At 62.0% G+C, this 753-nt stretch carries 1 pseudogene; it reads right to left on the bottom strand.

Annotation, left to right across the window (positions count from 1 at the left end):
* Window positions 1–698: pseudogene (locus NW819_RS13985) on the bottom strand (caspase family protein); the annotation flags it as partial.
* Window positions 699–753 lie beyond the last annotated feature (55 nt).

Genomic DNA, 753 nt, shown 5'->3' with positions numbered 1-753 from the left:
CGCCAGCGGGACGGAGTCCTAAAAGCAGTGGCCATTTCCGGGGTGATGCGGCCCAACAAACAGTCCACCTGTCGCTCGCGGGGGTTGGCCGTTTCCATCCAGCTGTAGCCGGCAATGGCATTGGTCAGATCCACCTTTTCAATGCGGCCCAGGTTCTCCTCTAGGCCAACCAAAAGCTTGAGCGTGCTGGAGAGGCCGCGCAGCTGCTCCCGCAAAGGTGTGCCCACAGGGGGAAGCTGCCCTTCCGGACTGGCCATCTGAACCTGAGCCAACAGCCCACTGCGAGAACGCATGAGCAGCGGCGTCGGCGAAGAGGCGGAAGGATCGGCGGGAATGGGAACCAAAAGAGTACCCGGCTGCAAACCACACAGGGCCGCCGATGGGATCCCGCCTAACCACACCTGAGCCCGATTTCCCTTCACTTCTTGAACTACCCCGCTGACCCCTGCCGGTGTGGGCATGAGAAAATAGGGGTGGATGTGTCGAGCAGTGTCTTTGCCTTCCAAGGTGGGGCGTTGGCAGGCGAATAGGCCCAGCTCTCGCCGGCTAACCACTTGGTTAAAGGCCACCAGCAGACGAGTGGCAGGCGTGGTTTCCCACAGGTACTGCGTCAGCAGATAGGTGAGTACCCCAGCATAGAATCCTGGCCAAGCGGCTTCTGCTGCCAAGTCTTGCGGGGTGGTGGCCGAAATCAGCAAGCCCTTGGGCGGAGACGGCCAAACCCGCTGCGGCTCCGATCGCGCCAGCGGGACG

It is taken from the genome of Synechococcus sp. R8-2 (genome assembly GCF_047461715.1).
Lineage (GTDB): Bacteria > Cyanobacteriota > Cyanobacteriia > Thermostichales > Thermostichaceae > Thermostichus.
This window is presented reverse-complemented; position numbering and strand designations above follow the sequence as displayed.